Origin of the sequence: Arthrobacter sp. UYCu511 (assembly GCF_040547105.1) — a bacterium.
Taxonomy (GTDB): domain Bacteria; phylum Actinomycetota; class Actinomycetes; order Actinomycetales; family Micrococcaceae; genus Specibacter; species Specibacter psychrochitiniphilus.
In genome coordinates this window covers 82,888-105,518 of record NZ_JBEPPB010000003.1, presented here as the reverse complement: position 1 = coordinate 105,518, position 22,631 = coordinate 82,888, and the positions used below count along the sequence as shown (strand labels likewise).

Sequence of the window (22,631 nt, the reverse complement as noted above, 5' to 3'; positions counted from 1 at the left end):
CGCATCTTTAGTAATAGAACGAGCCTAGCCACTGTGACATGGCACGCGCGATGGGGACAACTCACCATGGGGGAGTAGAACCGATATACTTCAAAGCGTGCTTTCTGGACTGGTAATTGTAGACAAACCGCAGGGATGGACCAGCCACGATGTGGTTGGCCGGATGCGAAGGCTCGCAGGGACCCGGAAAGTCGGGCATGCGGGCACCTTAGACCCTATGGCTACGGGAGTTTTGGTGGTTGGCGTCAATAAGGCCACCCGCTTGCTGACGTACATTGTTGGGACCTCCAAAACCTATGAGGCCACCATCCGCCTGGGCGTTGCCACCGTGACCGACGATGCCGAAGGTGAGGTTACTCACACCACCTCCGCCCAAGACGTCACAGAGCAAGCAATCGAGGCGGGTATTGCGGCGTTGCGAGGGCCCATTGAACAGGTTCCCAGTAGCGTCAGTGCCATCAAGGTCAATGGAGAGCGTGCCTACGCCCGGGTACGCGCTGGCGAAGACGTCAAGCTGGCTGCCCGCCCTGTCACCATCCACGAATTTAGAATCCTGGACATCCGCCGCGGCACCACAGATGCGCCCGGCCTGGACATTACGCACGAGCCGCGCAGCGTCAGCTGGGTTGACGTGGATGTTACCGTTAGCTGTTCCTCAGGAACCTACATCAGGGCGCTGGCCCGGGATCTGGGCAATGGGCTGGGAGTGGGCGGCCACTTAACAGCGCTTCGACGCAGCGCCGTGGGGCCGTACAGCTTGGAGCAGGCACGTACGCTAGAAGAGTTGGCAGAGGATCTGCAGATCCTGGACATTGCCGACGCCGCCCGGGCCCTCATGGCCGTCCGTGAACTCACTGCTGAAGAAGCCATTGAATTATCCTTTGGCCGGCGCATCCTCGCCAGCTCCCACGGAAACCACACCGTGGCCGCACCGGCAGCCGCCTTCGCCCCTGACGGAACCTTGGTGGCCTTGTTATCCGACGCCGGTAAATACGCCAAGCCTGTTCTGGTCTTCCCACCAGACCCGCCAGCACCTGCCCCAGCGGCAGCGACGGACCCGGAGCCGGGCAAATGACCCTTGATGGCTGGATCATTGCCGGCATGGTGGTGGGAATAGCTTCAACTGTTGTCTGCCTTGTTGCGGCGATTATGAAGAAAAAGCCCAACGATGTCACTCTGCTGTCTTTAGCCGCCGTGGAACTTTTCATTGTGGTCTATGCCATTGCCTCAGGTGTGCGCCTCCTCGGCGCCGAATCACTGGCCGGTGAGGCGTGGGAATTCTGGGGCTATATGTTTACCGCGGCCATGCTTCCGGTGGCCGGTTTCTATTGGGCCATGATGGAACGCACCCATTGGTCCAACTACGTTATGAGCGCCGTGGGCATCACAGTGGTTGTCATGCTGGCCCGCATGGCACAAATTTGGTACGGCATGGCAACGCCCGTCTCAGCATTGCAACCAGGAATTGGATTATGAAAACCAGCAACACAGCGAATACCGGCGACTCCTCCACCGACAGCACCCCGCACGGACGCACCTCGGGGGCTGGGCGGCTACTCATCACTGTTTACGCAGTGTTCGCCATCTCCGCCACGGCCCGTGCCGGGTTCCAGATTGCCACCGCGTTTGCTGATGCGCCCGTGGCCTACCTACTCTCCGCCTTTGCCGCCGTGGTGTACATTGTGGCCACGGTGGCCTTGGCCAAGCCCGGTGCTGGTTGGGCCAAGGTGGCCAGTGCGGCCATCTGCGTGGAACTTGTGGGCGTACTGGTGGTGGGTGCGCTGAGCGTGTTTGGTCCGGCCGCGTTCCCGCACGCTACCGTGTGGAGCATGTTCGGTAAGGGTTATGGGTACATTCCGCTCCTGCTGCCGATCATTGGACTGATCTGGCTGTACCGCCACCGCGACGAGAAGTGAGCGAACCGGCGCCCACCCATCCTGTCCTGCCAGTCAATCCTGTCCTGGGTGATGGGAGGACCACGCTGCGTCGTCTGAGAGTGGATGATGCCGTGGCCTTCGCAGCGCTCAACCGGGACCCCCTGAACGTCACATGGACGGGTTCGCAGGCTGATATGAGTGTGCGCCAAGCTGCCTTGATGATCACCGAGTCCATTGATTCCGGGTGGGAAACAGGGCACTATCTGCGCTTTGCTATCACGGAGAAACTCGACGGCGTTGACACTCTCGTGGGTACCCTCAGCCTGCAAGAAGTTTTCTCAACCGCCGGAGGCGGATCAGCCAGTGTGGGCATCAAAATGCTCCCCAGTGGACGTGGTACCGGCTGTGCACCCCGGGCCATCACGCTACTGTGTGGCTTTGCCTTTGGAAATTTGGGTCTGGAAATTCTGCACTGGCGCACCACCTCTGGGAACGAGGCCAGTAGTGAACTAGCCCGGCGCACCGGCTTTGTTCACGCCGCCCGCATTCCCGGGTACGGGCGTCTCGCCGGGAGGGTGGCCGATGGCGAGCTGTTCTACCAAGGCCGCGAACAATTCCAAAACGATGCTGCGCCTGCTCCTGAGGAACCCGCCACGCTTGAGCCCGAGTTGCCCGAGCTGCCTGAACTGCTGGGCAGGGTTGCTGCAGCGCCGATTCTTGGCGCCGGAACCATATTGTTGCGGCCCTTGACCATGGCTGATGCGCCGCAACTGGTGGAAAACTGCCGGGATGCCGAGGCTGTCCGCTGGACTACCGTGCCTCTGGAGTATTCCATGGCGGACGCCGAGCATTTCATCAATACGCTGGTCCCGGAGGGGTGGCAGAGCGGGGAAACTCTCACCTTTGCCGCCGTGGACCCTGTGAGCGATGCGCTGTTAGGCGTGGTGGATTTACAATGCAAGGTCCCGGGGGTTGCCTCCGTCGGCATTAACTTTGGCCCGCATGCCCGCGGCACTGGCGCCGCACAGGCTGCCGTTGCGCTCTTGTTGGACTACGCCTTTGATCAACTCAACCTCGCTTATCTGCATTGGCATGTGCTGGCCCCTAACTGGGCCAGCCGGAAGCTTGCCTGGAAGCTCGGCTTCCACTTTGACGGGCAAATCCGTGGGGACTACTGCGATCGCGGAACCCCCAAGGATAGGTGGGTGCTCTCACTGGCCGCAGCTGATGAGCGTTCACCGCAAGAGCCATGGACCGGCCCGGACGCAATCAACAGGTAATCTTGGACAGGGCTGTGCAAACGCCCAAGAACATTGCCCGAGAATGAGCCACCAGGGCGAGCAACTAAGTGGATGAGGAAATGTAGTGCAGATTTGGAATTCTCTGGCAGAAGTTCCCCCGGCGTTTGGCCCTACCGTGGTCACGTTGGGCAACTTTGACGGGCTCCACAAGGGTCACCAGGAAGTCCTTGCCCAGGTGCGTGCCGAGGCTGCCTCCCGTCACGGCGCAGCGGTGGCATTGACCTTTGACCCGCATCCGGCACTGGTCCACCGCCCTGAATCGGCTCCAGAGCAGATCATGGGCCTGGCTGACAAGCTCAGAGCCATGGAAGCTCTGGGCCTGGACGGGGTACTGGTGATGCCCTACAACCTCGAATTTGCCGCCCAAAGCCCCGAAGAGTTTGTGCGCAGCGTGTTCGTGGAAACCCTCGGGGCTGTCGCCGTGGTGGTGGGCCAGGATGTCCGTTTTGGGCGGGGCAACGCCGGTGACCTCAGTACCATGGTGAGTTTAGGCGCAGACCTGGGGTTCGACGTCGTGGTGGTCAATGAGGAAGGCCATGACCGGCGCTGGTCCTCCACTTGGGTCCGGGAGGCACTTCAGCAAGGCGATGTCAGCACAGCCTTGAGCGTTCTTGGCCGCGCCCACACCATGAGCGGGGAAGTGGTTCATGGCGCCGCGCGCGGGCGTGAACTGGGATTCCCCACCGCAAACCTTTCACCCGATGCGTGCGGGATCATCCCCTCCGACGGTGTTTATGCCGGCTGGATGACCGACGGCGCCGGGCACCGCTGGCCGGCAGCCATCTCCGTGGGCTCCAACCCCACCTTTATAGGTGTTAGCCGCCAGGTTGAGGCCTACGTTATAGACAGGCCTGAAGAGCCCGTGGAGGCTTTCAATCTCTATGGTCAGCATGTGGTGGTTGAGTTTGTGCAGCGGCTGCGCGGGATGGTGGCGTACACCGGTCCGGAGGCTCTCATTGAGCAGATGCATCAAGACGTGAGCCAGGCACGGGACATCCTCGCCTGAGTGTTTGATCACCTTGCTTCGACATTGGTGCCTCTTCTGCACTAAACTGAAAGATGGAATCCGGCTGCAGTCCGTGGTGGCTGGAATTTCCTGTGTTTGGCCCAGCATTTGTGTTGGACGCAGGTATTTGTTCACGGCACATTTATAGGAGTTACTTGTGGCATTAGACGCCGCTGTAAAGCAAGAAATCATGCAGGCTTTCGCAACTAGCGAAGGCGACACTGGTTCACCTGAGGTTCAGGTTGCAATGCTCTCACGTCGTATCACCGACCTGACCGAGCACCTGAAGATGCACAAGCACGATCACCACACCCGCCGCGGTCTGATGCTCCTGGTTGGTCGCCGTCGTCGCTTGCTCGGTTACCTCAAGGACACCGACATCACCCGCTACCGTACGCTCATCGAGCGCCTCGGCCTGCGCCGCTAGTCTGCGATACAAGGCGGCCCTCCCATGCCAAGACGCTTGCGTCAACGGCGCGGGAAGGCCGCCTTTCACAGTGTTTGATCAGCTCACAACGTGGGCAACGCTCACACAGTGAAAAACGGGCCAGCCGTTAGCGCACCGGCCCGCAGCATTAGAAGCCCCTATATTTTCAAGGCACTTAAGAGACGCATTCACGCATTCGCGGTCCTCGGTAGTGGCCTCCGGGAAGAAACCTTCAGCGTTTCATGCCCGTGGGCCTCGATCGAAGACCGGGTGTTGTACAGAGAGCCACAGCAGTATCCGGTGGTGTCCTGGGAAGAACGCGGCACAGTTCCTTGGCAGGGGTTCATTAGGTTCATCTACCCAGGAAATGGAGGTGACTCTCACATGGAGGGTCCCGAGATTCAGTATTCAGAAGCCGTTATTGACAACGGCCGCTACGGCAAGCGCGTTATCCGCTTTGAAACCGGACGCCTTGCCCAGCAGGCAGCAGGTGCTGCCATGGTCTACATTGACGAAGACACCGTACTGCTGTCAGCCACCACGGCCGGCAAGCACCCGCGTGAAGGCTTTGACTTCTTCCCGCTGACAGTTGATGTGGAAGAGCGCATGTACGCTGCCGGGCGCATCCCGGGCAGCTTCTTCCGCCGTGAAGGCCGCCCCTCAACGGAAGCCATCCTGGCCTGCCGTCTGATGGACCGCCCGCTGCGCCCGGCCTTCGTCAAGGGCCTGCGCAACGAAGTTCAGATTGTTGTGACTGTTCTGGCAATCAACCCGGACGTGCTCTACGACGTGGTGGCTATCAACGCCTCCTCCATGTCAACGCAGCTTTCCGGCCTGCCGTTCTCCGGCCCCATCGGTGGCGTTCGCGTTGCCTTGATCGACGACGGTGAAGGCCCCCAGTGGGTTGCCTTCCCGAAGCACTCCGAGCTGGAAAACGCCGTGTTCAACATGGTTGTGGCTGGCAAGGTCAGCGGTGATGACGTTGCCATCATGATGGTGGAAGCAGAAGCTACCGACAACTCCTGGAAGCTCATCAAGGAACAGGGCCACCAGGCTCCTACCGAAGAGGTTGTTTCCCAGGGTCTGGAAGCTGCCAAGCCGTTCATCAAGGCATTGTGTGATGCACAGGCAGATTTGGCCGCACGCGCAGCCAAGCCCACCGTTGAATTCCCCGTATTCCTGGACTTCCAGGATGACGTCTACAACGCCGTTGAGGCTGCTGCCGGCACCAAGCTTGCCGCCGTGTTCTCCATTGCCGACAAGCAGGAACGCGACAACGCCTCCGACGCTTTGAAGGACGCCACCCTGGCCGCCCTGGCTGGCGATTTCGAAGGCCGCGAGAAGGAACTCTCAGCTGCTTTCCGTGCGGTCACCAAGCACGTCATCCGCCAGCGCATCCTCACCGAGCAGATCCGCATTGACGGCCGTGGCCTGACGGACATCCGCCAGCTCACTGCTGAAGTTGAAGTTCTGCCCCGCGTGCACGGTTCCGCCATCTTCGAACGCGGCGAGACCCAGATCCTGGGTGTCACCACGCTTAACATGCTCAAGATGGAACAGCAGATTGATTCGTTGTCCCCGGTAACGCGCAAGCGCTACATGCACAACTACAACTTCCCGCCGTACTCCACCGGTGAAACCGGCCGCGTGGGCTCGCCCAAGCGCCGCGAAATCGGTCACGGTGCCCTGGCTGAGCGCGCTCTCATGCCGGTTCTTCCTTCCCGCGAAGAGTTCCCTTACGCCATCCGCCAGGTCTCCGAGGCGCTGAGCTCCAACGGCTCAACGTCCATGGGCTCGGTTTGTGCATCGACTCTCTCGCTGCTCAACGCCGGTGTGCCGTTGAAGGCACCTGTTGCAGGTATCGCCATGGGCTTGGTCTCTGACCAGGTTGACGGCCAGACCCGCTACGCAGCCCTGACCGATATCCTGGGCGCCGAAGATGCTTTCGGCGACATGGACTTCAAGGTTGCCGGTACCGCAGAGTTCGTCACGGCTATCCAGCTGGACACCAAGCTCGACGGCATCCCGGCCTCCGTTTTGGCTGCCGCACTGAAGCAGGCCCGCGAAGCACGCCTGCACATCCTGTCCGTTCTGACCAGCGCCATTGACGTCCCGGACGAGCTCTCCGAGTTCGCGCCCCGCGTCATCGCGGTCAAGATCCCCGTTGATAAGATCGGCGAGGTCATTGGGCCCAAGGGCAAGATGATCAACCAGATCCAGGAAGATACCGGCGCTGACATCTCCATTGAAGATGACGGCACGGTATACATCGGTGCAACGAACGGTCCCTCAGCGGACGCCGCTCGTTCAGCGATCAACGCCATTGCCAACCCTCAGATTCCTGAGATTGGCGAGCGCTACCTGGGCACAGTTGTCAAGACCACCACGTTCGGTGCGTTCATATCGCTCACACCGGGCAAGGATGGTCTGTTGCACATCTCCGAACTGCGCAAGCTGGCCGATGGCAAGCGCGTGGACAACGTAGATGACGTAGTGTCCGTAGGCCAGAAGATTCAGGTGGAAATCACCAAGATCGATGACCGCGGCAAGCTCTCACTCTCACCGGTTGTTGCCGGCGAAGAGGACGCCGTTGAAGAAGCAGCTACCGAAGGTGCTGCTGAATAATTCATGGCTATTACCCTTTTGCCGCTTCTTAGCGCTGCTGACGGCCACGCCGGCAATGACTCCACCATAATTTCCGGACAGGCCGGAGGCGCCGTGGTGCGCCGCTCGGTCCTGCCCGGAGGGGTGCGGGTCCTGACGGAGTCCATGCCAGGACAGCGCAGTGCGACAATCGGGTTCTGGGTTGGTGTTGGCTCTCGGGATGAATCCGAGGGCCAACACGGCTCCACCCATTTCCTTGAACACCTACTGTTCAAGGGCACCAAACGCCGTACGGCCCTTGAGATTGCCTCCGCCTTTGACGAGGTGGGTGGTGAATCCAACGCCGCGACGGCCAAGGAAAGCACCTGCTACTACGCACGTGTGCTGGACACCGACCTGCCCATGGCTATTGATGTCATTGCTGACATGGTCACCTCAGCCGTGATTGATCCGGATGAGCTGGAGCAGGAACGCGACGTCATTTTGGAAGAAATCGCTATGGATGGCGATGATCCCACTGATGTTGCCCATGAAAAATTTGTTGCGGCGGTCATGGGCGAGCATGCCCTGGGCCGCCCCATCGGCGGAACCCCGGAAGCCATCAAGGCAGTTCCTCGCGAGTCCGTCTGGGAGCATTACCAGAAGCACTACCGGCCCGAAACACTTGTCATCACCGCCGCAGGTGGCCTCGATCATGATGTGGTTTGCACACTCGTGCTGGACGCCTTGCGCACGGCCGGCTGGTCCTTGGACGAGGGAGTTGTCCCCGTGCCGCGGCGAGCCAGCGATCCCGCCTCCATCACCGGTACCGCAGGTTTGCTGGTGGTCAACCGCCAGGTAGAACAAGCCAACATCATCTTGGGCTGCCCGTCACTGCGGGCAACGGACCCGCGCCGCTTCGTCATGAGCGTGCTGAATTCAATTCTGGGCGGCGGCATGTCATCACGCCTGTTCCAGGAGATTCGGGAAAAGCGCGGACTGGTCTACTCCACCTATTCCTTTGCCTCCTCCTATGCCGACGCCGGATACTTCGGCATGTACGCAGGCTGCGCGCCAGCCAAGGTTGGCCAGGTTGTTGGCTTGTTGGAAGCCGAGTTGGAGAAGCTGGCCGAACACGGCGTTTCCGACGAGGAGCTGCGCAAGGCCCTGGGTCAGCTCTCCGGAGGCATTGTGCTGGCGTTAGAAGACAGCGGCTCACGCATGTCAAGGCTGGGGCGTGCCGAGCTGGTCACGGGAGAGTACTTCGACATTGACGAGTCCCTCTCTCGCGTCCGCCAGGTGACTGCCGCCGAGGTGCAGGATCTGGCACGTGAACTGGCTGCCGCCCCGCGCACCATCACCGTGGTAGGACCCTTCGAGGAAAACGAAACCTTCGGCCTAGCGCTTTAGGACTTCGGCCCAGCCCGCTCCATTTCTGATGCGAGGTTGAAACGGCGCGGGCCGAGGTGTTCAGCCGCCGGAAACGATCCAGAAGGAGCCGTAGGCACGGCACCCATCGGGTATTTTCCAGTCCTGGGCAATGCCTTGGGCCTGGCCTCCTGCGAGGTTCACCGTGTCGCCGGCGACAGCCTTGTCCGTAGCGCTCAACGCCCCGCTGAAGGTGAGGGTGCCGCCTGACCAGGCTGCTGTATCCTCGGCGAAGACAGGAACCACCGCTTCACCGGCCGCCGACTCCACGAATGTGCAACCGTCCTCATGGCGCAGTACGCCTGTCAGCAACGCTGAATCACCTTCTGTGCTAGTGGTGGCAGGACGCATAACAAGGGTAGAGCTCTCGCCAGCTGGGGCGCACGCTGCGAGCGTCCCTGTCACCATCAACACACCAATAACCGCCACCGTCCGCACTGAAGCGCGTAATGAATGCATGGCGCCAAGCTATCAGACGGCGAGTTTATCCTCCAGCAAACGGCGGGAGTACGTCCACCACATCGCCCGGGGAGAGCTGGCGGGATAGGTCCCGGGTGGAAACCTCGTTGACCAGGAAGCTGCACCGGGTCAGGACCTCCGCCAGTGGGGGAGTGTGGCCTGAAGCAGAGACAGGGAAGCTGTCCACGAGGAAAACGGAGAGGTCAGCGAGTGTGAAAGGTGCGGCGCCGGCACCGAAGGCGAGGTCTAACCGCTGCTCTTCAACACCCGTGGCTGCCGCGGCTGCGGCAAAGAATCGAATGTGCATGGCTCATCCTCCAATGGCACTCATGCTGCGGTCCGGTTGGACAAAGTCGGCATCACCGAGTCCGGGATGTCCCATGCCGTGAGCTTTCGGTTTGGCCCACATGGCGTCCTGCCAGCGGGCGGCGACGGCGGCGTCGTCGTCCTCGGAATCCCCGGCGCGCAAGAGCTCAAGTAGGTCCACCTCGGTGCGGGAGAACAGGCAGCTCATGACCTTGCCCTCAGCGGTGATGCGGGTGCGGCGGCAGTCAGCGCAGAACGGTTCGGTGACGGAGGCAATGATGCCCACCGTACCTAGTAACTGGGAAGTGCCGGCGTGGCGGACCTCGAAGCGCTCAGCGGGCGCACCGTCGCGGGCGCGCGGATCGGGGGAGAGCTCGAAGTCGGTGGCGAGCAGGGCGCGGATTTCCTCGGCGGTGATCATGCCTTCGCGGGTCCAGCCGTGATCGGCATCCAAGGGCATTTGCTCAATGAAACGCAGTTCGTAACCGCGGTCCAGGCTCCATTGCAGCAGTTCCCCCGCAGTGGTGTCATTAATGCCGCGCAGCAGGACGGCGTTGATTTTGATGGGCTTCAAACCGGCCGCCGCAGCTGCCTCAATGCCGGCCTTGACCTGGTCCAGGAATGGGCGCCGGGTCAGTTCAAGGAAGGCATCGTGTTGGATCGTGTCCATGGAAACATTCAGGCGTGTCAGCCCTGCGTCCGCCAGGGCCTGAGCCTTTTTGGTTAGTCCCACACCATTGGTGGTCAGCGAAATGGGCAGTTCTGGGTGGTTGCGGCGAAGTGCTGCAATGATTTCGACGAGGTCTGCGCGTACCAGCGGCTCGCCGCCGGTGAGTCGCAGCTCGCGCACGCCAAGACGGTTCACGCCCAAACCCACGAGCCGAACGATCTCTTCAGCGGTGAGCAGCTTGTCCTTTTTTAGCCAATCCAATCCGGCCTCGGGCATGCAGTACTGGCAGCGCAAATTACATTTGTCGGTCAGTGACAGCCGCATATCTGTTGCCACCCGGCCAAATTGATCCAGCAAGCCGGTCTCCGTACCGCCAAGGCGGGGGGCACCAGATTCTTCGGAGCCGGGGCGCACTTCCGGCATGCCCAGTGACACAGCTTGAGTATCCATGGTTCAACGCTACGCCATTATTGGCTTTCCAGCGCACCTATCGGCTTATAACAGCGAGCGCGGGGCCCTAAGGCGCCTGGATCGCCGTGTTGAACCTCGCGAAGGCCGCGCCCACCTAGGATAAGTGAAGAGAGCGCCGCCGGGCGCACAGGGGAAGGAAACCATGCGCAGAACTGTGGCCGAACATCAGCAGAGCGTTGAGCAGCTTTTACGGCAGTGCTTCTCGGAGCTGCCCGCGTCGGTGCAGAACGACGCAGGAACGCCCGTCCGGTTGGACCGTGCGGTGGGGCGGGTGCTCGTGGCCGATCTTGTGGCCCCCCTTGACCTTCCCCCGTTCGCCAACTCCCAAATGGATGGCTACGCGATCCATACCGGGATTGAACAACCTATAAGTGTTGATAATGGCGAATCAACCATTTACGGTATTGCTCCGGTCATTGCTGCAGGCGCGGTTCCGGCCCCGCTGGCCCCCGGTATGGCCGCTCCGATCATGACGGGGGCGCCCATCCCGGCGGGTGCCAATGCTGTGGTGCCCATTGAGATGGCGGATCCCAACCGCTTTGGTGCGGGGGACACGGTCCGCTTGCCGGCTGCTGCGGCAGGGCGATTTGTCCGGGCGCAGGGCTCTGACGTACAGCGCGGAAGTGTTGTCATCACGGCGGGAACCGTGCTGAACGCGGCGCACATGGGCCTCGCTTCGGCGTTGGGCCTCACTGAGCTGACGGTCCGGCGCCCGCTCCGCGCTTTGTTACTGACCACGGGGGATGAGGTACTGACACCGGGGGATCCTGCCGCGGCCCAAGGATTGCCGGCGGGAATGATCTACGACGCCAATCAGGCGCTGTTGCGTGCCTGCCTAGAGGAAGCCCGGATCGAGGTGCTAACAGCCACCACGGTACGTGATGACCCCGCCGAATTGCTGGCGCTTCTGGCCGCTCATACCCGGCCACCTGCCAACGGTGCCAACACCACCGGCGCAACTGAGGCCGCCGACTCAACTGGGGACGCCGACGCCGGGTCCCCGCCAGCATGCGATCTCATCATTTCCGTGGGCGGCATCAGCGCCGGTGCCTTTGAAGTGGTCAAACAGGCCCTGGGTACTGCAGCGGACGCTGCAGTGGAATTCGTCTCGGTGTCCATGCAGCCAGGGGGACCTCAGGCGGCGGGCACCTTCCGGGGCACCCCTTTCCTCGGCTTTCCCGGGAACCCTGTCAGCGCTTTCGTCTCATTTGAGATGTTCCTGCGCCCGGCCTTGACTGCTCTGTTGGGAGCGCCCGTGCCACGTCAACGGGTGGTGGCCGTCCTGGAACACGCTATGACCTCACCCTTAGGTAAGCACCAGGTCCGGCGCGGAATTTACTCTGGTCCTGAGTTTGAATCTGCCCCGTCAGTGCGTGAAGTAGGGGCAGAGTCCTCCCACCTGCTGGGGGCCCTGGCGCAAGCCAATGCCCTGATCCAGCTCCCAGCCGGAGCCACTGAATTACAGGCCGGCGCAAAAGTGGAAGTATGGCTCTTGTGACTAATTCAGATTCTCCTTCTCTCACCCATTTGCGCCAGGATGGCACGGCAGCCATGGTGGATGTCTCCGCCAAGGCCGTGACCACCCGCGAGGCCACCGCCACCGGAACCGTCACCACCACCGCAGAGGTCATGAAACTGCTCGGCTCCGGTGGACTGCCCAAGGGCGACGCCCTGGCCGTGGCACGGGTGGCCGGGATCATGGGCGCCAAAAAGACCCCGGAGCTGGTGCCGCTGTGCCACCCGCTGCCCATCTCCAAGGTCACGGTGGACTTTGACCTCGGGGCCACCGCCGTCACCATCTTTGCCACCGTGAAAACACGCGGCGTGACAGGGGTTGAGATGGAAGCCCTGACCGCCGTTTCAGTGGCTGCCTTGAGTGTTTATGACATGATCAAGGCCGTGGACAAGCATGCTGTTATCTCCGGTATCCAGGTCCTGGCCAAGAGTGGCGGCAAAAGCGGAGACTGGAGCGTCGAGCTCCCGGCCGCTCCCACTGTGCCCTCAGAAGGAGCCACGGCATGAGCGCCTGCGAGCCCGGCACCTCCTTGGGGAGCGCCGCCGTCGTCATTGCCTCCACCCGGGCGGCACTGGGCGTCTATGAGGATAAAACCGGCCCCATCATCACTGATTGGCTGCGCGAGCATGGCTTTGACACCCAGCCTCCCGTCATCGTCCCGGACGGTGCGCCCGTGGGGGCGGCGTTGCGGGCCGTGCTGAACCAGCATCCTGCTCTCATTATCACCAGCGGGGGAACGGGTCTGAGCCCCACCGACGAAACTCCGGAGATGACGTTGCCCCTGCTGGAGCGCCAGATTCCCGGGCTCATGGAGGCCATCCGTGCCGCCGGGCTGGCTAAAACCCCCATGGCAGCGCTGAGCCGCGGCCACGCCGGAACCGCCGGGAACACCGTGATTGTGAACCTGCCAGGTTCCCCGTCCGGCGTCATGGACGGGCTGGCCGTGCTGGATCCCATCATCATCCATCTTTGTGAGCAAGTAGGCGGACGCCATGGGCATTAATATCCAAACCATTTACGCAGGCCTCAGCGCCGAACCGATCTCCGTAGATGCCGCCATCGCCGCCGTTGAATCTGACACCGCCGGGGCCGTAGTGACCTTTAGCGGCGTGGTCCGCAACCACGACGGCGGCCGTCAGGTTGCGCGGCTAAGCTACAGCGCGCATCCACTCGCCCAGGGCGTACTGGAGAAAATTGTGGAATCCTTTTACGAGGGGACACAGGACCCCAGCGGACACCCCGTGCGGATTTGGGTGGCGCACCGCGTAGGCCCGCTGGAAATCGGAGAGCCAGCGCTGGTGTGCGCCGTGGCCTCCTCACACCGGCGCGAATCCTTTGAACTCTGCTCGGTGCTCGTGGAGAGAATCAAGGCCGAGGTACCTATCTGGAAGGAACAATTCTTCACCGACGGCACTGCCGAATGGGTGGGTGCAGGGGCGGTGCCGGACCTGGAACAGGGCTTCGCGGAAAACCAGTAGGCTTAAACCCATGAGTGAAATGCTGAAGGTGGCCGTACTCGGCGCCAAAGGACGAATGGGAACGGCTGCTGTTGGCGCCATTGACGCCGCCGCGGACATGGAGTTGGTTGCCGCGCTGGGCCGCAACGATTCGCTGGAGGTGCTCCTGGAACATGGCGCCCAGGTGGTGGTGGATTTGACGGTCCCTGATTCCACCGTGGCCAACGTGCGGTTCGCCGTCGAACATGGCATCCACGCCGTGGTGGGCACCACCGGCTGGGACACCGAGCGCGTGGCTGCACTGGAGTCACTGCTGGCACAGCACCCCGAAACCGGTGTTCTGATTGCCCCGAATTTTGCGCTGGGCTCCGTCTTGGCCACCCACTTCGCCGCGAAGGCCGCCAAGTACTTCGACTCAGTGGAAATCATTGAGTTGCACCACCCGCGCAAAGTTGATGCCCCCTCCGGTACGGCCCTGCGCACAGCACAACTCGTTGCCGCGGCCCGCCGTGAGGCCGGTGTGGCGCCCGCTCCGGACGCCACTGAAACCGAGCTCGACGGCGCACGCGGAGCCTGCGTGGACGGCGTCCCCGTGCACAGCGTCCGCCTGGCCGGGCTCGTGGCCCACCAGGAAGTGCTGTTCGGCAGCCACGGCGAGGGCCTGACCATCCGCCACGACTCCTACAACCACGAATCCTTCATGCCCGGGGTGCTACTGGGTGTGCGCACTGTGGGCGCCCGCCCCGGACTCACGGTGGGCCTTGACGGCTACCTTGACCTAGAAGGCTAGGACCGTGGCACAGGCCGCAAATTCCACCGCAAAGGCTGCAAAAGTGAAAATCACGAAGACTAAAATTTGGGTGGCGCTCATTGCGCTGCTGCTTGTGTTTTACATGGTCATCATGTTGCAGCGGGCCGTGCTGCTGATGGGTGATCCTGATTGGATTGCGAAGCTGCTGGGCGTGGCCTACCTGGTCATTCCCTTTGTGGCTGCCTGGGCTCTGGTCAACGAGATTCTCTTCGGTGCGCGGACCGAGAAGATGGCCAGCATCCTCGAAGCCGAAGGCGGCCTGCCCGAAGACAATCTGCCACGCACCCCAGCTGGCCGGATCGTTCGCGAAGCTGCCGATGCCGAGTTTGAAAAGTACAAGCTCGAAGCCGAAGGCGCACCGGCGGACTGGCGTTCCTGGTTCCGGCTCTCCTGCGCGTACGATGCCGCCGGTGACCGTAAGCGTGCCCGCCAGTCAATGCGGGACGCCATCGCCTTGTTCAAAAAGGCCTGAACCGTGCCATTGGCATGCAACCCGCAGGATGGAACCGAGATTTCCTGGGACTCCGTGGGGGAGGGACCGGCGCTGCTGCTGGTCCACGGCAGCGCCCTGAGCAGGGCGATCTGGCGCGGTTTCGGCTACACCAAGGCGTTCCGCGAGCAGTACCGCGTCATCACCATGGACCTGCGCGGGCACGGCCGTAGTGGCAAGCCCACGCGGCCCTCCGACTACGCCATGGCCACGCTCGTAGCCGATGCGCTGGCTGTCCTGGATGCTGCTGGTGTGCAGCAGGCACACGTTGGTGGCTACTCGGTGGGGGCCCGGCTTGGCTTTTCCCTGGCGGTGGCCGAGCCCGGCAGGTTGCTCTCACTGGCGTCGCTGGGTGGCACCTACCGGATCCAACCTGGAACCATCGGGGAACTTTTCTTTCCCGAGTATGACGCCGCTCTCAGGGAAGGCGGCATGCCCTCCTTTGTTGAGGGGTGGGAGTCCCGCATGGGCGGGACCCTGGATCCCCAGACCCGTGCCGCGTTCCTGGCGAACAACGGCGCCGCGCTGCGGGCTTATTTTGCGCAGACGGAGGCCGATCCCGCAATTCCCGACTCCGATATGGCAGCCATCACCGTCCCAGCCCTGCTCATGGCGGGCTCCAGGGACAGCGGCAGGGTGGCGGATTCCCAACGTGCCGCGGAGCTCATGCCCCATGCCCGTTTTGTGGAACTCCCCGGACGCAGCCACGGTTCCACGCTGCTGCCGCCTGGCCCGGTGTTGGCCCACTGGCTGCCTTTTCTGGAGTCCGTGTAGGCACCATATTCCTGTGCTGGGCCACAATCGGTCCACTGGACGGGCCTGGGTTGCAAGAAAACACCCAGTAGCAGGTAACGTTTTAGCCATGTCTGTCATTGAAAAATCCCTCCGCACCTTCGGTACCTTGATGCCCGCCATGGTCACCCCCTTCACCGCCGATGGGGAAGTGGACTACAAGGCCGCTGGCGAACTGGCCAACAAGCTGGTAGACGACGGCTGCGACGGCATCCTCGTCACCGGCACCACGGGTGAAACCTCCACTCTGACCGACGAGGAAAACCTGGGCATGTTTCAGGCTGTCATTGACGCCGTGGGCGGGCGCGCACGCGTCATCGCCGGCACCGGAACCAACGACACCCGCCACTCCATCAGCCTGTCCCAGCGCGCAGCCAAATTGGACATTGACGGTTTGCTGATCGTGACCCCGTATTACAACAAGCCCAGCCAGGCCGGCATCCAGGCCCACTTTGAGGCCATTGCCAACTCCACTGAGCTGCCCGTCATGCTCTATGACATTCCCGGCCGCGCAGGTGTCCCCATCAGCACGGAAACCATCATCAAGCTGGCAGATCACCCGCGCATCACCGCGCTGAAGGACGCCAAGGCTGATTTCAGTGAAACCACCCGGGTCATGGCCAACACGGACCTCGATGTGTACTCGGGCGACGACGGGCTGACGCTGCCGCTGATGGCCGCGGGCGCCGTCGGACTTGTCAGTGTGAGCGCCCACGTGGCCGCCCCCAAGTTCCGGGCGCTCATTGATGCCGCAGCGGCCGGCGATTTCGCCACGGCCCGCCGCATCCACTTTGAACTGGACCCCGTTATCCGGGCCGCCATGGGACATGTGCAGGGCGCCGTGGCCGTCAAACAAATTCTCAAGTGGCAGGGTGTCCTGTCCAACTCGGTTGTCCGGCTGCCCTTGGTGGAGCCGGGCGAGGCCGAGATCGCCATGATCAAAGCTGACCTTGCGGAAGCTGGAATGGAAGTCTAAATGACCCAAATGACCGAGCCCGGCCTGCGGACCCCGCCCCCACTGGCGGATGGCACGTTACGGATTGTTCCGCTCGGTGGGATCGGCGAAATTGGCCGTAACATGACGGTGTTTGAGATGAACTCCAAACTGCTCATTGTGGACTGCGGCGTGCTGTTCCCGGAGGAAGACCAGCCGGGCGTGGACGTGATCCTGCCTGACTTTTCCTATATTAAGGACCGGCTTGAGGACGTCGTGGGGGTGGTGCTCACGCACGGTCACGAGGACCATATTGGTGCCGTTCCGTACCTTTTACGCCTGCGCAATGACATCCCGCTGATCGGTTCGCAGCTGACGCTGGCGTTCGTTGAGGCAAAGCTCATGGAACACCGCATCAAGCCTTACACCCTCACCGTCAAGGAAGAGCAGGTGGAGACTCTCGGGCCGTTCCAGTGCGAATTCATTGCCGTGAACCACTCCATCCCTGACGCGCTGGCCGTGTTCATCCGCACCCAGGGCGGCTCCGTGCTGCACACGGGCGATTTCAAGATGGACCAGCTTCCCCTGGATGGGCGCATCACGGACCTGCGCCACTTTGCCCGTTTGGGTGAAGAGGGCGTGGACTTGTTCCTCGTGGACTCCACCAACGCTGACGTGCCCGGCTTCACCACGAGCGAGGCCGAGATTGGGCCCACCTTGGAAGCCCTGTTCGGCAAGGCTGACAAGCGGATCATTGTGGCCAGCTTCTCCTCGCATGTGCACCGCGTGCAGCAGGTTCTCAACGCCGCCATGTTGCATGGGCGCAAGGTGGCGTTTGTGGGCCGTTCCATGGTCCGCAACATGGCCATTGCGGAAAAGCTGGGCTACCTGCACGTCCCGGCGGAGGTCATTGTGGACCTGAAAAACGTGGACAGCCTCCCCGATAATGAGGTGGTTCTGATGTCCACAGGTTCGCAGGGCGAGCCCATGGCGGCCCTGTCCCGCATGGCGAACGGGGATCACAAAATTGTTGTTGGCAAGGGCGATACCGTCATCCTGGCTTCCTCCCTGATCCCCGGCAATGAGAACGCCGTGTTCCGGATCATCAACGGCCTGCTCAAACTCGGCGCCGACGTCATCCACAAGGGCACCGCCAAGGTGCACGTGTCCGGCCATGCCGCCGCCGGCGAGCTGCTGTACTGCTACAACATCCTGACGCCCAAAAACGTGATGCCAGTGCACGGTGAAACGCGGCACCTGATCGCCAACGCCAACATTGCCATCTCTTCCGGGGTCCCGGCGCAGAACGTCTTGCTCACCGAGGACGGCTCTGTCATTGACCTCAAGGACGGCACGGCCACCATTGTTGGCCAGGTGGAGTGCGGATTCGTCTACGTTGACGGTCACAGCGTTGGCGAGATCACCGACGCCGACCTCAAGGACCGCCGCGTTCTAGGAGATGAGGGGTTCATCTCCATCATCACCGTGGTGAACCGTGCCACCGGCAAGATTGTGAGCGGGCCGGACATTCACGCCCGCGGTGTTGCCGAGGACGATTCCGTCTTTGACGAGATCAAGCCCAAGATCGCTGCAGCACTGGAGGAAGCCGTCATGGCCAGCTCCGAGCACACCACACACCAACTCCAGCAGGTGGTGCGCCGCGTGATCGGCACCTGGGTCAACCGCAAACTGCGCCGGCGCCCCATGATCATCCCGGTGGTCTTGGAAGCCTAGCCTGCCCGGAACCGTTTTTCGCGCCCGCCCCCCGCAGATGCGCCCCGTCTACCGGGCGCATCTGCGGGGGGCGGGCGCGCTTTTTTTCGCACAGGTATAGAAGCGCGACGGCGGCTACCTGGCAACCGCTGTGCCTGCCACCACGTCCGTTTCAAGGGCTAAATCCGGATACTTGCAAGCTTTGGCAGGTACCGTTGGAGACATGGCGACTCGTTCCACACCCGCCCGTCAGTCTTCCGGTCAACAGGGCGGCGCATCCCCGCGCGCGCCCAAGACCACCAAGATGTCGGTGCCCCGCAAGAAAACCTCCCCTGCTGAGCCGGAGGTGACCTTGGTGTGGCCTGTGCGCATCGTTGTCTCTCTCTGGCAAGGATTGGGCCACTTGGTGGGCGGCGCCATCCGGCGCATGGGCTCGGATAAAAGCCAGATGCCAGCAGAGGAGCGCCGCGACGGCGCCGGGCTGCTGTTTATTCTTCTAGCCATTGTGATCGCCACCTTCGAATGGTGGGGGCTGAGCGGCCCAGTTGCGGACGCTGTTCGCGGCGTTACCCAGGGCACCTTCGGCTGGTTTGCGGCCCTGCTGCCCCCCATGTTCCTCATTTTTGCCGTCCTGGTGTTCCGCCAGCCCGCCAACATGGCCACCAACAATCGGGTAGCGCTGGGCTTTGCCATCATGACCCTTGCCGGCTGTGCCCTGGCACATGTGCTGGCCGGTAACCCGGACATTTCCGGAGGTTTTGCCCCTCTCAGCGCGGCTGGTGGCATGGTGGGAGCGCTCAGCGGCAGCCTCGTGGCGAAGTTGGGTTCCATCACCGCCATCATTTTCTTCTCGCTCGTAGCGTTCGCCAGCGTCCTGGTCCTGACCAATACCCCCGTACGCCACATCCCGGCCCGCCTGCGCGGTGTGTATGAAAAGCTCATGGGTGCTGTTCCTGACGGGCAGCCGCTGGGAGACGGGCACGATCAAAGCTACTTGTACCAGCATGATGATCAGGCTCAGGCTAAGAAACCACGCAACCTGCGGGCCCGGCAACAGGCTGCTCGCGAATCAGATCTGGAGCTCCTGGGTGAGGACCCCAGCGAGGGTGCGTTTGCCACGCCACTCATAGGCACCGACGAGGACGAAAGCCAGGCTCCGGCGTCGAACGAGCCGACCGTGCGCCCCGGGGTCCGCCGGCCCACTAGGGATCAACTCGCCGCGGATAAGATCAAGGCACGCCAAGGTCTGCCCACATCAACCGAAGTGTTTGACCTCCAGCGTGATGGCAGTGAGCCTGTCACAGAAGCCATTGGCATCGTGGCAGAGAACTCACCGCGAGCACCTCGCCTGGCAACATCCGGAGCCGCCGCCGTTGGTGGCTTGTATGACGTTGACGCGGCCGTGGCACGCAGTATTCCTGCCCCGCCCCTGGCCCCGCCAACCCCCATTCCTGCGCGTTCCGAGCAACTCCAACTTTCCGGAGATGTCACGTATACGTTGCCGGAATCCGACTTCCTGCCTGCGGGCCCTCCGGGCAAGGACGCTACGGAAGCCAATGACCTGGTGGTGGCGGCACTGACCAACACCTTGCAACAGTTCAATGTTGACGCGGCCGTGACAGGGTTCAGCCGCGGTCCCACCGTGACACGCTATGAGATTGAGCTGGCGCCCGGCACCAAGGTTGAAAAGGTGACGGCGCTGAGCAAGAACATCTCCTATGCCGTGGCGTCCTCGGATGTCCGCATCCTGAGCCCCATCCCGGGCAAGAGCGCCATTGGTATTGAGATACCCAACGCGGATAAGGAAATTGTGGTCCTCGGTGACGTGCTGCGCTCAGCCAACGCGCGCCGCACCGAACACCCCATGGTCATGGGTGTGGGCAAGGACGTTGAGGGTGGCTTTGTGGTTGCCAACCTGGCTAAGATGCCCCACCTTCTCGTGGCTGGTGCCACGGGCGCCGGAAAGTCCTCCTTTGTGAACTCCATGATTGTCTCCATCCTGATGCGGGCCACCCCGGATGAAGTGCGCATGGTCATGGTGGATCCCAAGCGTGTGGAACTAACAGCCTACGAAGGCGTCCCACACCTCATCACCCCCATCATCACCAACCCGAAAAAGGCCGCAGAGGCGCTGCAGTGGGTTGTGCGTGAAATGGACCAGCGCTATGACGATCTGGCCAATTACGGCTTTAAACACATTGATGAATTCAACAAGGCTGTCAAAGCCGGAAACGTGCACCCGCCAGAAGGTTCCAAACGTGTGGTCAAGCCCTACCCGTACCTGTTGGTGATTGTAGATGAGCTAGCGGACCTGATGATGGTTGCCCCGCGTGACGTGGAAGATTCCATTGTGCGGATCACCCAGCTGGCCCGTGCGGCTGGCATCCACCTGGTCCTGGCCACGCAGCGGCCCTCCGTGGACGTGGTCACAGGTCTGATCAAGGCCAATGTGCCCTCCCGCATGGCCTTTGCCACCTCTTCCGTGACGGATTCCCGGGTGGTCCTGGACCAGCCAGGCGCCGAGAAGCTGCTGGGACAAGGTGACGCGCTGTTCTTGCCCATGGGTAAGTCAAAGCCAGTCCGTGTCCAGGGAGCTTGGGTCACCGAAGCTGAAATCAAGGCTGTTGTTGACCACGTCAAGGGCCAGCTGAAGGCCACCTACCGTGACGATGTTGCCGTTGAGGCCCCCAAGAAGGTCATCGAGGATGACATTGGGGATGACATGGACCTGCTGATGCAGGCCACCGAACTTGTGGTCACCACCCAGTTCGGCTCCACCTCCATGCTTCAGCGCAAGCTGCGGGTGGGCTTCGCCAAGGCCGGCCGGCTCATGGACCTGCTTGAATCCCGCGGTGTGGTGGGACCCTCCGAAGGCTCCAAGGCCCGTGACGTACTGGTCAAACCGGATGACCTCGCCGAGACTCTCGCAGCCATCCGTGGGGATGAGAGCGCGCCAGGAGTTCTTGCAGCGGTGAGTTCCGAGGTGGATCCAATGATGGCTGCGCTGGCCGAAAATGCCAATGCCAACCATGCTCACGCGAATCCTTCCTGGGGAGGGGACCTGGTGGCTGATGATTTGGCAAACCGCCCCCAAACCGTGGAATACAACGATGGCGACGATGAAGACGGTGGCGAGGACGCATGGTCTTTGACAGGTCGTTAGCAGGCGCTGCAAAGACGGATGCAAGTTTCGCGGGGACGGATGCAGCCAGTTCCCAGTTTGCCGATAGCCTTATAGCGTGAGTGAAACGGTGGCGCCGCGCCCTTCGAACTGGAATCTTCCCAATGCCTTGACGCTTTTGCGCATTGTGATGGTGCCCTTCTTTATCTGGGCCTTCGTGGCCGATGGTGGTGCATACGGGCCCCTGCGCTGGTTGGCGGTGGTGCTGTTTGTGGTGGCCATTTACACTGACAAGCTCGACGGCGACATTGCCCGGGCGCGCGGGCTCATCACCAGCTTCGGTAAGATCGCGGATCCCATTGCGGATAAATTGCTGATTGGCTCAGCGCTGATCATGCTTTCCGCCACGGGCGAGCTGTGGTGGTGGGTGACCATTTTGATGCTGGTGCGTGAAGTAGGCATCACCTTGTTACGTTTCGTGGTGATTCGTTACGGCGTCATGGCGGCCTCCAAGGGTGGCAAACTCAAGACAGTCATGCAGACAGTGGCCATCTTCGTCTTCCTATTGCCGCTCACCCCGGCCAATGACTGGTTGGGAATTCTGGCACTGGTGGTGATGCTGGCAGCATTGGCTGTCACCTTGGTCACTGGCGCGGACTACCTGATTAAGGCCGGGCAGCTGGTCCGCTCTGGCCGCGGCGGCAACGGAAAAACAAGCAACACGGCACAAGGCTAAGGCGCTCTGTGACGGAGCAGGCTCTTCACTTTGGCCGCGTAGATCTTGCCCTGCTGGTGACCAGGGCTGTGGCAAAGAAATTGACGGTGGGCACGGCCGAGTCCTTGACCGCAGGCATGGTGGCGGCGGTTCTGGCTCAAGTTCCGGGCGCATCCGCCGTGCTGCAGGGCGGGGTCATCGCCTATCAAAACAAGGTCAAGGAGAAGCTGCTGGGGGTTTCCCCTGTGCTTCTTACCCGCAATGGGGCCGTTGACCCCCACGTAGCGTCAGAGATGGCCTTAGGTGCTTGCGCCGCTGTGGGGGCGCGGGTGGGCATTTCCACTACGGGTGTGGCCGGACCGGAACCTCACCAGGGCAAGCCAGTGGGGCAGGTCTTCGTTGGGGTGGCGCTTGACGGAGTGGCCCGGGCACGTGAATTTCACTTTGTTGGAGACCGTGAGTCCATCAGGAACCAGGCCACCGAGGCCGCCCTCATGATGCTCCTTGAGAGCATTGAAGAGTCTCGGGAACAAAACTTGTGACCAGATAGTTAG

At 61.9% G+C, this 22,631-nt stretch carries 23 protein-coding genes; 20 read left to right on the top strand and 3 right to left on the bottom strand.

What is annotated here, in order from left to right; translation table 11 throughout:
- Positions 1 to 97 precede the first annotated feature (97 nt).
- From truB to ABIB48_RS06120, 8 genes are all read left to right on the top strand, one after another.
- Positions 98 to 1,075, top strand: coding sequence for a tRNA pseudouridine(55) synthase TruB (truB, locus tag ABIB48_RS06155; RefSeq protein ID WP_110104370.1), 978 nt, complete (start codon positions 98 to 100; stop codon positions 1,073 to 1,075).
- A complete protein-coding gene (locus ABIB48_RS06150) occupies positions 1,072 to 1,476 on the top strand; it encodes a hypothetical protein (RefSeq protein WP_110104369.1) in 405 nt (134 codons plus the stop codon). Before truB ends, ABIB48_RS06150 begins: the two co-directional genes overlap by 4 nt.
- Positions 1,473 to 1,916 carry a hypothetical protein gene (locus ABIB48_RS06145; RefSeq protein ID WP_354212449.1) on the top strand — a complete coding sequence of 148 codons (444 nt, stop codon included), beginning with the start codon at positions 1,473 to 1,475 and terminating at the stop codon, positions 1,914 to 1,916. The genes ABIB48_RS06150 and ABIB48_RS06145 overlap by 4 nt, the downstream gene beginning before the upstream one ends.
- A complete protein-coding gene (locus ABIB48_RS06140) occupies positions 1,913 to 3,157 on the top strand; it encodes a GNAT family N-acetyltransferase (RefSeq protein ID WP_354212448.1) in 1,245 nt (414 codons plus the stop codon). Before ABIB48_RS06145 ends, ABIB48_RS06140 begins: the two co-directional genes overlap by 4 nt.
- An 85-nt stretch (positions 3,158 to 3,242) precedes the next feature.
- A complete protein-coding gene (locus ABIB48_RS06135) occupies positions 3,243 to 4,184 on the top strand; it encodes a bifunctional riboflavin kinase/FAD synthetase (protein WP_110104366.1) in 942 nt (313 codons plus the stop codon).
- Positions 4,185 to 4,341: 157 nt separating this feature from the next.
- Positions 4,342 to 4,611, top strand: a complete 270-nt coding sequence (rpsO, locus tag ABIB48_RS06130; RefSeq protein WP_110104365.1) for a 30S ribosomal protein S15 — start codon at positions 4,342 to 4,344, stop codon at positions 4,609 to 4,611.
- A 384-nt stretch (positions 4,612 to 4,995) separates the two neighbouring features.
- Positions 4,996 to 7,236, top strand: coding sequence for a polyribonucleotide nucleotidyltransferase (locus ABIB48_RS06125; RefSeq protein ID WP_110104364.1), 2,241 nt, complete (start codon positions 4,996 to 4,998; stop codon positions 7,234 to 7,236).
- A 3-nt stretch (positions 7,237 to 7,239) separates the two neighbouring features.
- Positions 7,240 to 8,604, top strand: a complete 1,365-nt coding sequence (locus ABIB48_RS06120) for a M16 family metallopeptidase (protein ID WP_110104363.1) — start codon at positions 7,240 to 7,242, stop codon at positions 8,602 to 8,604.
- 60 nt (positions 8,605 to 8,664) lie between these two features.
- On the opposite strand, the gene ABIB48_RS06115 is transcribed toward ABIB48_RS06120, so the two are convergent.
- Genes ABIB48_RS06115 through moaA form a run of 3 tightly spaced genes read right to left on the bottom strand, consistent with a single transcriptional unit; the run spans position 8,665 to position 10,480 of the window.
- A complete protein-coding gene (locus ABIB48_RS06115; RefSeq protein ID WP_354212447.1) occupies positions 8,665 to 9,081 on the bottom strand; it encodes a hypothetical protein in 417 nt (138 codons plus the stop codon).
- A gap of 25 nt (positions 9,082 to 9,106) precedes the next feature.
- Positions 9,107 to 9,388, bottom strand: coding sequence for a MoaD/ThiS family protein (locus ABIB48_RS06110; protein WP_110104361.1), 282 nt, complete (start codon positions 9,386 to 9,388; stop codon positions 9,107 to 9,109).
- 3 nt (positions 9,389 to 9,391) lie between these two features.
- Complete coding sequence (gene moaA, locus ABIB48_RS06105; RefSeq protein ID WP_354212562.1) at positions 9,392 to 10,480, bottom strand: GTP 3',8-cyclase MoaA; 1,089 nt, start codon at positions 10,478 to 10,480, stop codon at positions 9,392 to 9,394.
- A 190-nt stretch (positions 10,481 to 10,670) separates the two neighbouring features.
- Here moaA and ABIB48_RS06100 point away from each other — a divergent pair, with 190 nt between their 5' ends.
- From ABIB48_RS06100 to ABIB48_RS06045, 12 genes are all read left to right on the top strand, one after another.
- Complete coding sequence (locus ABIB48_RS06100; protein ID WP_354212446.1) at positions 10,671 to 12,026, top strand: molybdopterin molybdotransferase MoeA; 1,356 nt, start codon at positions 10,671 to 10,673, stop codon at positions 12,024 to 12,026.
- Entirely contained in the window at positions 12,014 to 12,550 is a 537-nt protein-coding gene (gene moaC / locus ABIB48_RS06095) for a cyclic pyranopterin monophosphate synthase MoaC (RefSeq protein WP_354212445.1), read from the top strand. The genes ABIB48_RS06100 and moaC overlap by 13 nt, the downstream gene beginning before the upstream one ends.
- Positions 12,547 to 13,047, top strand: a complete 501-nt coding sequence (locus ABIB48_RS06090; protein WP_110104358.1) for a MogA/MoaB family molybdenum cofactor biosynthesis protein — start codon at positions 12,547 to 12,549, stop codon at positions 13,045 to 13,047. The genes moaC and ABIB48_RS06090 overlap by 4 nt, the downstream gene beginning before the upstream one ends.
- Positions 13,037 to 13,522, top strand: a complete 486-nt coding sequence (locus ABIB48_RS06085) for a molybdenum cofactor biosynthesis protein MoaE (RefSeq protein ID WP_354212444.1) — start codon at positions 13,037 to 13,039, stop codon at positions 13,520 to 13,522. Before ABIB48_RS06090 ends, ABIB48_RS06085 begins: the two co-directional genes overlap by 11 nt.
- Positions 13,523 to 13,532: 10 nt before the next feature.
- The gene (gene dapB, locus ABIB48_RS06080) at positions 13,533 to 14,291 is read left to right on the top strand and encodes a 4-hydroxy-tetrahydrodipicolinate reductase (RefSeq protein WP_354212443.1); all 759 of its coding nucleotides are present in this window, start codon (positions 13,533 to 13,535) and stop codon (positions 14,289 to 14,291) included.
- A 103-nt stretch (positions 14,292 to 14,394) separates the two neighbouring features.
- Complete coding sequence (locus ABIB48_RS06075; protein WP_218868133.1) at positions 14,395 to 14,784, top strand: hypothetical protein; 390 nt, start codon at positions 14,395 to 14,397, stop codon at positions 14,782 to 14,784.
- Between the two features lie 3 nt (positions 14,785 to 14,787).
- Complete coding sequence (locus tag ABIB48_RS06070) at positions 14,788 to 15,576, top strand: alpha/beta fold hydrolase (RefSeq protein ID WP_354212442.1); 789 nt, start codon at positions 14,788 to 14,790, stop codon at positions 15,574 to 15,576.
- Positions 15,577 to 15,664: 88 nt separating this feature from the next.
- Complete coding sequence (gene dapA, locus ABIB48_RS06065; RefSeq protein WP_110104353.1) at positions 15,665 to 16,570, top strand: 4-hydroxy-tetrahydrodipicolinate synthase; 906 nt, start codon at positions 15,665 to 15,667, stop codon at positions 16,568 to 16,570.
- Positions 16,571 to 18,262 carry a ribonuclease J gene (locus ABIB48_RS06060; protein WP_354212441.1) on the top strand — a complete coding sequence of 564 codons (1,692 nt, stop codon included), beginning with the start codon at positions 16,571 to 16,573 and terminating at the stop codon, positions 18,260 to 18,262.
- 202 nt (positions 18,263 to 18,464) lie between these two features.
- Complete coding sequence (locus ABIB48_RS06055) at positions 18,465 to 21,404, top strand: FtsK/SpoIIIE family DNA translocase (RefSeq protein ID WP_354212440.1); 2,940 nt, start codon at positions 18,465 to 18,467, stop codon at positions 21,402 to 21,404.
- 76 nt (positions 21,405 to 21,480) lie between these two features.
- Entirely contained in the window at positions 21,481 to 22,098 is a 618-nt protein-coding gene (gene pgsA, locus ABIB48_RS06050) for a CDP-diacylglycerol--glycerol-3-phosphate 3-phosphatidyltransferase (protein WP_315914701.1), read from the top strand.
- Between the two features lie 8 nt (positions 22,099 to 22,106).
- Positions 22,107 to 22,619, top strand: a complete 513-nt coding sequence (locus tag ABIB48_RS06045) for a CinA family protein (RefSeq protein WP_245931985.1) — start codon at positions 22,107 to 22,109, stop codon at positions 22,617 to 22,619.
- The last annotated feature ends 12 nt before the right edge of the window (positions 22,620 to 22,631 follow it).

Bases quoted from the DNA above. Each gene is read 5' to 3' on its own strand.
- ABIB48_RS06150 (WP_110104369.1), top strand. From the start codon at position 1,072: ATGACCCTTGATGGCTGGATCATTGCCGGCATGGTGGTGGGAATAGCT.
- ABIB48_RS06145 (WP_354212449.1), top strand. From the start codon at position 1,473: ATGAAAACCAGCAACACAGCGAATACCGGCGACTCCTCCACCGACAGC.
- ABIB48_RS06125 (WP_110104364.1), top strand. From the start codon at position 4,996: ATGGAGGGTCCCGAGATTCAGTATTCAGAAGCCGTTATTGACAACGGC.
- ABIB48_RS06120 (WP_110104363.1), top strand. From the start codon at position 7,240: ATGGCTATTACCCTTTTGCCGCTTCTTAGCGCTGCTGACGGCCACGCC.
- ABIB48_RS06115 (WP_354212447.1), bottom strand. From the start codon at position 9,081: ATGCATTCATTACGCGCTTCAGTGCGGACGGTGGCGGTTATTGGTGTG.
- ABIB48_RS06110 (WP_110104361.1), bottom strand. From the start codon at position 9,388: ATGCACATTCGATTCTTTGCCGCAGCCGCGGCAGCCACGGGTGTTGAA.
- moaA (WP_354212562.1), bottom strand. From the start codon at position 10,480: ATGCCGGAAGTGCGCCCCGGCTCCGAAGAATCTGGTGCCCCCCGCCTT.
- ABIB48_RS06100 (WP_354212446.1), top strand. From the start codon at position 10,671: ATGCGCAGAACTGTGGCCGAACATCAGCAGAGCGTTGAGCAGCTTTTA.
- moaC (WP_354212445.1), top strand. From the start codon at position 12,014: ATGGCTCTTGTGACTAATTCAGATTCTCCTTCTCTCACCCATTTGCGC.
- ABIB48_RS06090 (WP_110104358.1), top strand. From the start codon at position 12,547: ATGAGCGCCTGCGAGCCCGGCACCTCCTTGGGGAGCGCCGCCGTCGTC.
- ABIB48_RS06085 (WP_354212444.1), top strand. From the start codon at position 13,037: ATGGGCATTAATATCCAAACCATTTACGCAGGCCTCAGCGCCGAACCG.
- dapB (WP_354212443.1), top strand. From the start codon at position 13,533: ATGAGTGAAATGCTGAAGGTGGCCGTACTCGGCGCCAAAGGACGAATG.
- ABIB48_RS06075 (WP_218868133.1), top strand. From the start codon at position 14,395: ATGGTCATCATGTTGCAGCGGGCCGTGCTGCTGATGGGTGATCCTGAT.
- dapA (WP_110104353.1), top strand. From the start codon at position 15,665: ATGTCTGTCATTGAAAAATCCCTCCGCACCTTCGGTACCTTGATGCCC.
- ABIB48_RS06060 (WP_354212441.1), top strand. From the start codon at position 16,571: ATGACCCAAATGACCGAGCCCGGCCTGCGGACCCCGCCCCCACTGGCG.
- ABIB48_RS06055 (WP_354212440.1), top strand. From the start codon at position 18,465: ATGGCGACTCGTTCCACACCCGCCCGTCAGTCTTCCGGTCAACAGGGC.